The following is a 6,000-nucleotide window of genomic DNA, read 5'->3' as shown; positions in this document are numbered from 1 at the left end:
TGCCTTCGTACTTTTCCAAAACTGAGAGATGATGATTGCGAAAGCGCCGTGCAGGGGGTCCTGCCACGACGCGACCTCTAGCGGGCGCGGTCTGCTCCGGACAAAGCTCTCCCGTGTGGCGGCCATGCGCCACGCGACAGGTCAGCTGTTTGGAGAAGATGCGTCCCGCGAGGTCAGCGCGTACTCGACTGTCTCTGCGGGTAAGAGCCAGCGTCCGAGGGGTTGTTTACGGCACCACGGGAAATTTGCACTTCGGCCGTCGTTGGTTCGACTGCAGTGATGATACCGTAAGGCATAAGTCCTCCCCCTCCCGCCGCGACGTATCGCGGCAAGTTGTCAGCTTGCTCGTGTCTTCAAAATCGGACTGCCGCTACCGAACACCGAGATGTCCGGCGCTTCGCCGCCGCGTGTCGTCGTCAACCCGTTCGCTTGCGCCGCGTTCCCGTTGCCAGATTCCGACTGACGCCCTGGTCTCTCTTGTTCGATCCCCCAAATTGTCGGGGACACCGCCGGAGATATTTTGACACAGGTCGACCGTCCTCATATCGCTATGAGCCGTCAATCTAGCTTCGCTTGGAAAGCGTCGCTAACGCGCACACCGCCGCCGATTTGCACGTCCGCCCTTGGGTCTCAAACCGCGCTGATCTGGAGATCCATGGGCGTCGCGAACAAGAAATAAATACACCAAGCGCATTTTCTGACAATCCGTGGATTCGACGGGGATCGAGACTCTTCGCGACTGTTGCGGTGTTGCCGACGCTGAGTTGCGAAAGCAAGGTTTTGAATCAGCGCACAGATTCACGCGCGTCACAAACGACGGTGCAATACCAAAAATTTTTCATAGAAAATTTACATTTGGTCTCGCGCCGGTCATTTTTCCAATCGCTGTTCAGCGCTATGTGCATAAGTAATTCGCGAGACGTCATTTTTCGCGATTGCTTTTGCAGGGTAACCCCGCTGCGCAATCTTCAACGCGAGATATTCGCGCGCTATTCCATCTATCTAGCTTTTGCGCAGAACAATCTGTGCGCGAGTGCGGCGCGTTAAGCATATGGGGCCGGTAGAACTACGGACACGACGAAACATGACACGCAGTTTCTTGCGCGGCAACGCCGACTCTTCTCGCGCCATGAAACTTCCACGATAAAATACGAGACCAAAACAAAAAGCCCGGCGCGAGCCGGGCTTCGTGACAAATGTGTTCTTCGGTCAGCTCACGCGGCGAGCTGTACTCCGCAAGCTCACTTGGCGAGCTTGGCGATGCTCTGCGTGAGGCGCGACACCTTACGGCTCGCGTGGTTCTTGTGAATGATGTTGCGCTGCGCGGCCTTCATCAGTTCGGGCTCGGCGTGGCTCATCGCCTTGAGTGCCGCCTCGCGGTCGCCGCTCTTGATTGCTTCCTCGACGGTGCGCACCGCGCCACGCATCTGCGTGCGGCGCGACTTGTTGACGATGGTGCGGCGGGCAATCTTGCGGGTCGCCTTCTTGGCGGAGGTGGTGTTGGCCATGGTTCTCTAACTGTCCTTCGGCGGTGATCGCTCGGTGGTCGGGCTTGCGCGCACCGGCCGGTTCAAATCTCAACTCTGATGTATTTGTCCAAGGTGGTTTTCTCGGGTGTCCTTGAGGCGGCCATGCCAAGGCGCATAATGCTGCCCCCGCATGCGGCACTGTCCAAAGAACAGCGGCGGCAGGATTGCGCCCGCCGCCATCGGCCGGTCTTATAGATGGCGCAGGCTTAACCGTCAACGCTTTCGGGACCGAAAAAGGGCCCGAAATCGGCCTCGCGAGGGCCGGATAAGCCGCTGAAGAGGTTGAATTTCCGGGGGGCGCCCGGTAAGGCCTGTCGACGCGTGGGCCGCGACAGGGAGTTAGGGTGACGCATGATCCGCGGCTTTTTCCGCCTGATCGGCCTTTTGCTGCTGGCTGGCAGTTTCATCTTCATGGTCTATGACGGGGCCCGCTATGTCGCCGACCAGAGCCTGCGATTCACCCAATTCGGCCAGTTCTGGAACGATATCCATCAGTCGAGCCAGCAGGCATTCCATGCCTGGGTGGACCGCTTCGCGCCCTGGCTCTGGAACGGCGTGATCCGCGTGCTTCTGGAGCAGCCGGTGTTCGCGGTGCTCGGCGTTGCCGGCATCCTGCTGATGATCCTGTTCCGGCCGCGCAAGCCGCTGATCGGCTACGCACGCGAATGAGTTGGCTGCAGCCCTCTTCGCCGCTGCCGTCAGTAACGGGGCTGCCATCATCCGCGTAAGGACATATATTGGTGACAGCCGGCCCGCAGGCCGTTGCCGCGTCGGCCGATGTCCCGCCCGGAGGTATCCATGTTGTTCATGCGCAAGACCACCGCGTTGCCAAGCGCCGCCGAGGCGCTTCCAGGCCGCGCGACGCCGATCCCGACCGCGACCACGCATTTCGTCAATGGCAGCAAGTTGACGCCGCCCTATCCGCAAGGCCTCGAGCAGGCCGTGTTCGGGCTCGGCTGCTTCTGGGGCGCGGAGCGGAAGTTCTGGGAACTCGGCGACGGGATCTACACCACCGCGGTCGGCTATGCCGGCGGCCACACGCCGAACCCGACCTATGAAGAGGTGTGCTCGGGACGCACCGGCCACACCGAAGTCGTGCTGGTCGTGTTCGACCCGAAGAAGATCTCCTACGAGAAGCTGCTGAAGACTTTCTGGGAGAACCACAACCCGACGCAGGGCATGCGCCAGGGCAACGACATCGGCACGCAGTATCGTTCCGCGATCTACACGTTCAGCGACGCGCAGCACAAAGCCGCCGATGCGTCGCGGGCGATGTATCAGAAGGCGCTCGCCGCCAAGGGTCTCGGCGCGATCACGACGGAAGTGGCACCGGCCGGCGAGTTCTACTTCGCCGAGGACTACCATCAGCAATACCTCGCCAAGAATCCGGCGGGCTATTGCGGGCTTGGCGGCACCGGCGTGTCCTGCCCGATCGGCGTCGGCGTCACCGCCTGATCGCTGCTTCTGTTGAGCATGATCTCAGCGCAAACGCTTTCCCGTTTGTCGCGAGGGAAAACCGGTTCCCACTTTTCCGGATCATGCTCTAAATCGAGGGGGAGGCCGGCTTTCCGGCTCCCCATTCGGTTCTCGAAAACCCTTTATTAACCATAAGCGGTGCAAGACGGGGCTTGTCTCGCCGTTGAGGGATAGGTCCGGTGCCGGTTGCACGCGCGTTACGATTGCCGATCACTGCCGTTGTGGCTGCGCTCGCGCTGTCTGGCTGCATGAGCACGTCGGGTCCGGTTGCTGTCGGCCCGCAAGGTGTCGATGCCGTCACCTATGGCCCGGCCTACGCACCCGCCCCGGTTGCCGATGCAGGCGGCGGTGGTGCGATCAGTGCACTGCGTTCCGCCTTTGCCAGTACTTCTCCTGGTTATGGCTATGCCGCGCCGGGCGCCGCCCCGGTGGTTTATGCCGCCGCACCGGGTGGACCCGCCGGTTACGACAACTCCTATCATCTCGGCCCGGGCGACAAGCTCCGCGTCGTGGTCTACGGCCAGGAAGGCCTGACCAACTCGTACGCGATCGACGCCGCCGGCTCGATCACCATGCCGCTGATCGGCTCGGTGCCGGCGCGCGGCCGCACGCCGGCCGGGCTCGCCGGTGAAATCTCGGCACGGCTGCGCAACGGCTTCATCCGCGATCCTTCGGTGGCGGTCGAGATCGAATCCTACCGGCCGTTCTTCATCCTCGGCGAGGTCCAGGCTCCCGGCCAGTATCCCTACGTGCCGAACATGACCGTCGAGAGCGCGGTCGCGATCGCCGGCGGCTTCTCGCCGCGCGCCAAGCGCGACCAGGTCACCCTCACCCATACCGATGCGTCCGGCTCCGGCCGCTTCGTGGTGCCGCTGGGCACGCCGATGAGCCCGGGCGATACGGTGTTCGTCGGCGAGCGCTGGTTCTGACGAACGACAACGTCCTTCGTCATTCCGGGGCGATGCGCAGCATCGAACCCGGAATCTCGAGGTTCCCCGGTACGCAATTGCGCACCTGCGGCTCGCGCTTCGCGCGCCCCGCAATGACGAGTTGAAGGCGGCGCGCTATTTCTTCAAATGCTTTCCGAAAAATTCCATGCTGCGCGGCCAGGCGACGTCGGCGCTCGCCTTGTCGTAGCTTGCGCGCTCGTCGCAATGGAAGCCATGCTGCGCGCCGGGATAGATGAAGACCTCGACCTCGGGCCGCTTCGACTTGATGGTCTCGACATCGCTCAAGGGAATGCCGGCATCCTTCTCGCCGAAATGCAGTTGCGTCGGCACGGTCGGCTTGTCGTCGGCAAAGCGGATCACGGCACCGCCGTAATAGCCGATCGCGGCCGAGAGCCCGGTCAGCTTGGTGGCGGCCGCATAGGCGATGCTGCCACCGAGGCAGAAGCCGATGATGCCGACCGGCCCGACCGACTTCACCGCGTCGATCGCTGCCTGGCTGTCGCGCAACATCGCGGCAAAGTCCGGATTGGCGACGAACTTGCGCGCTTCGGCCACCTCATCGGGGGAGTAGCCGCTCTGGAAGTTCGGCGTGATGCGGTCGAAGATCGACGGCGCAACCGCGACATAGCCTTCCTTCGCCAGCCGGTCGCAAACCGAGCGGATGTGGTGGTTGACGCCAAAGATCTCCTGGATCACCACGATTGCGCCCTTCGGCGCGCCGGCGGGATCGGCGCGATAGGCGCCGAGTTCAAATCCATCCGAAGCCTTGAGCTTGATGTCTTGTCCCATGGTCCATCCTTGTCATGTTGGGGGTTGCATGAAGCTTTCGATGATGAGGGGCCTCATATTTTGAGCATGATCTTCTCGGAAAACCGCCTCGCACTTTTCCGGATCATGCTCTATCGCCACATCCAGTTCTCGCCCCAGTCGGCCTTCCAGCCGGCGAGCCGGCCTTTGCGGAACTGCAGAAAGAGACGATCATGGTGCGGAAACAGCCCGCTGCCGCCGAGGTCGCGGAAGGTCAGGAAGATCTCATTGCCGGGCCGTCCGCTGACATGGGTGAAGGGGGTGCCCAGCGCGCGCTGCGCGGCCGCGACGTCCATGCCGAACACCAGCGGTGTGTTGTTCGACAGCGTCGCGGTGAAGGTTGGCGTGGCCGGGTCGGCGAACGGCCGTAGCTTCTGGGCGTTCGCTGCTGTCGCGGCCATCGTCAGCAACAAGGCGACGACAATCGTCTTCATGAGGCGGCCTTTCCTGGCGCGCCGGCCTCGAGGCTATCGAGGAACGGCAGCACGGCGGCGATGAAGGCCTGCGGCTGGTCGATGTTGACGGCATGGCCGGCGTTCGGAATCACCGCCTTCTGCGCACCCGGGATCTTCGCCGCCATGTAGTCGGACGCCGCCAGGAACGGCGTGTCGTCGGCCCCGACCACGACCAGCGACGGGACCTTGATCCCGGGCAATGACTCGATCACCCGGGCATCGCGCTGCGCCAGCATGCCGCGCGCGGCATGCGCCAGGCCCCTGGCGTTGCGATGCGTGACCGACGCGCGCTCGGCACTCAGCGACTTCAGCACCTCGAGCCCTTCACGATCGAAGCGGTCGCCGGTGTCGCGGGCGCGCGTGTTCCAGGCCTCGCGGGCGTCGTCCTTCTTGAATCCCGGGCCGGTGTCGATGATCAATAGCGCGCGCACCCGCTCCGGATGGGCGCGATGAAAGGCGAGCGACATGTAGCCGCCGAGCGACAGGCCGCCGACGATCGCCTTGTCGGCGCCGGCAACATCGAGCAGGGCGGCGATGTCGCCGACCGTCGCCGCTTCACTGTAAGCATCCGGATTGTCGGGATAGTCGGACTGGCCGTGCCCGCGCATGTCCCAGAGAATGAGCTTGTGCCGCTTCGACAGCGCCTCGATCTGGCCGTGCCACATCGCAGAGGTCGACGAATAGCCGTGGGTGAGGATCAGGGGCGGGCCGCTGCCGTGAATCTCGTAATAGATATCGACGCCGCTGCGGTTGAGCTTGGCCATTGACGGGCTCCTTCTGTTG

At 63.0% G+C, this 6,000-nt stretch carries 7 protein-coding genes; 3 read left to right on the top strand and 4 right to left on the bottom strand.

What is annotated here, in order from left to right; genetic code table 11:
* Positions 1-1,241: 1,241 nt before the first annotated feature.
* Positions 1,242-1,508 carry a 30S ribosomal protein S20 gene (gene rpsT, locus HAP47_RS40395; RefSeq protein ID WP_173639982.1) on the bottom strand — a complete coding sequence of 89 codons (267 nt, stop codon included), beginning with the start codon at positions 1,506-1,508 and terminating at the stop codon, positions 1,242-1,244.
* A gap of 372 nt (positions 1,509-1,880) precedes the next feature.
* Here rpsT and HAP47_RS40390 point away from each other — a divergent pair, with 372 nt between their 5' ends.
* The 3 genes from HAP47_RS40390 to HAP47_RS40380 all read left to right on the top strand — a co-directional run bounded on the left by HAP47_RS40390 (position 1,881) and on the right by HAP47_RS40380 (position 3,934).
* On the top strand, positions 1,881-2,198 hold the full coding sequence (locus HAP47_RS40390; protein ID WP_173639983.1) for a hypothetical protein: 318 nt from the start codon (positions 1,881-1,883) through the stop codon (positions 2,196-2,198).
* Between the two features lie 129 nt (positions 2,199-2,327).
* On the top strand, positions 2,328-2,984 hold the full coding sequence (msrA, locus tag HAP47_RS40385; RefSeq protein WP_173639984.1) for a peptide-methionine (S)-S-oxide reductase MsrA: 657 nt from the start codon (positions 2,328-2,330) through the stop codon (positions 2,982-2,984).
* Between the two features lie 200 nt (positions 2,985-3,184).
* On the top strand, positions 3,185-3,934 hold the full coding sequence (locus HAP47_RS40380) for a polysaccharide biosynthesis/export family protein (protein ID WP_173639985.1): 750 nt from the start codon (positions 3,185-3,187) through the stop codon (positions 3,932-3,934).
* Between the two features lie 135 nt (positions 3,935-4,069).
* Here HAP47_RS40380 and HAP47_RS40375 read toward each other — a convergent pair whose 3' ends face one another.
* The 3 genes from HAP47_RS40375 to HAP47_RS40365 all read right to left on the bottom strand — a co-directional run bounded on the left by HAP47_RS40375 (position 4,070) and on the right by HAP47_RS40365 (position 5,981).
* Entirely contained in the window at positions 4,070-4,744 is a 675-nt protein-coding gene (locus HAP47_RS40375) for a dienelactone hydrolase family protein (protein ID WP_173639986.1), read from the bottom strand.
* 110 nt (positions 4,745-4,854) lie between these two features.
* The gene (locus tag HAP47_RS40370) at positions 4,855-5,196 is read right to left on the bottom strand and encodes a hypothetical protein (protein WP_173639987.1); all 342 of its coding nucleotides are present in this window, start codon (positions 5,194-5,196) and stop codon (positions 4,855-4,857) included.
* A complete protein-coding gene (locus tag HAP47_RS40365) occupies positions 5,193-5,981 on the bottom strand; it encodes an alpha/beta fold hydrolase (RefSeq protein WP_173639988.1) in 789 nt (262 codons plus the stop codon). Before HAP47_RS40365 ends, HAP47_RS40370 begins: the two co-directional genes overlap by 4 nt.
* Positions 5,982-6,000: the final 19 nt, after the last annotated feature.

The organism is Bradyrhizobium sp. 41S5 (assembly GCF_011516665.3).
Classification (GTDB): domain Bacteria; phylum Pseudomonadota; class Alphaproteobacteria; order Rhizobiales; family Xanthobacteraceae; genus Bradyrhizobium; species Bradyrhizobium quebecense.
The sequence above is the reverse complement of the archived record's forward strand: the minus strand, read 5'-3'. Positions and strand labels throughout refer to the sequence as shown.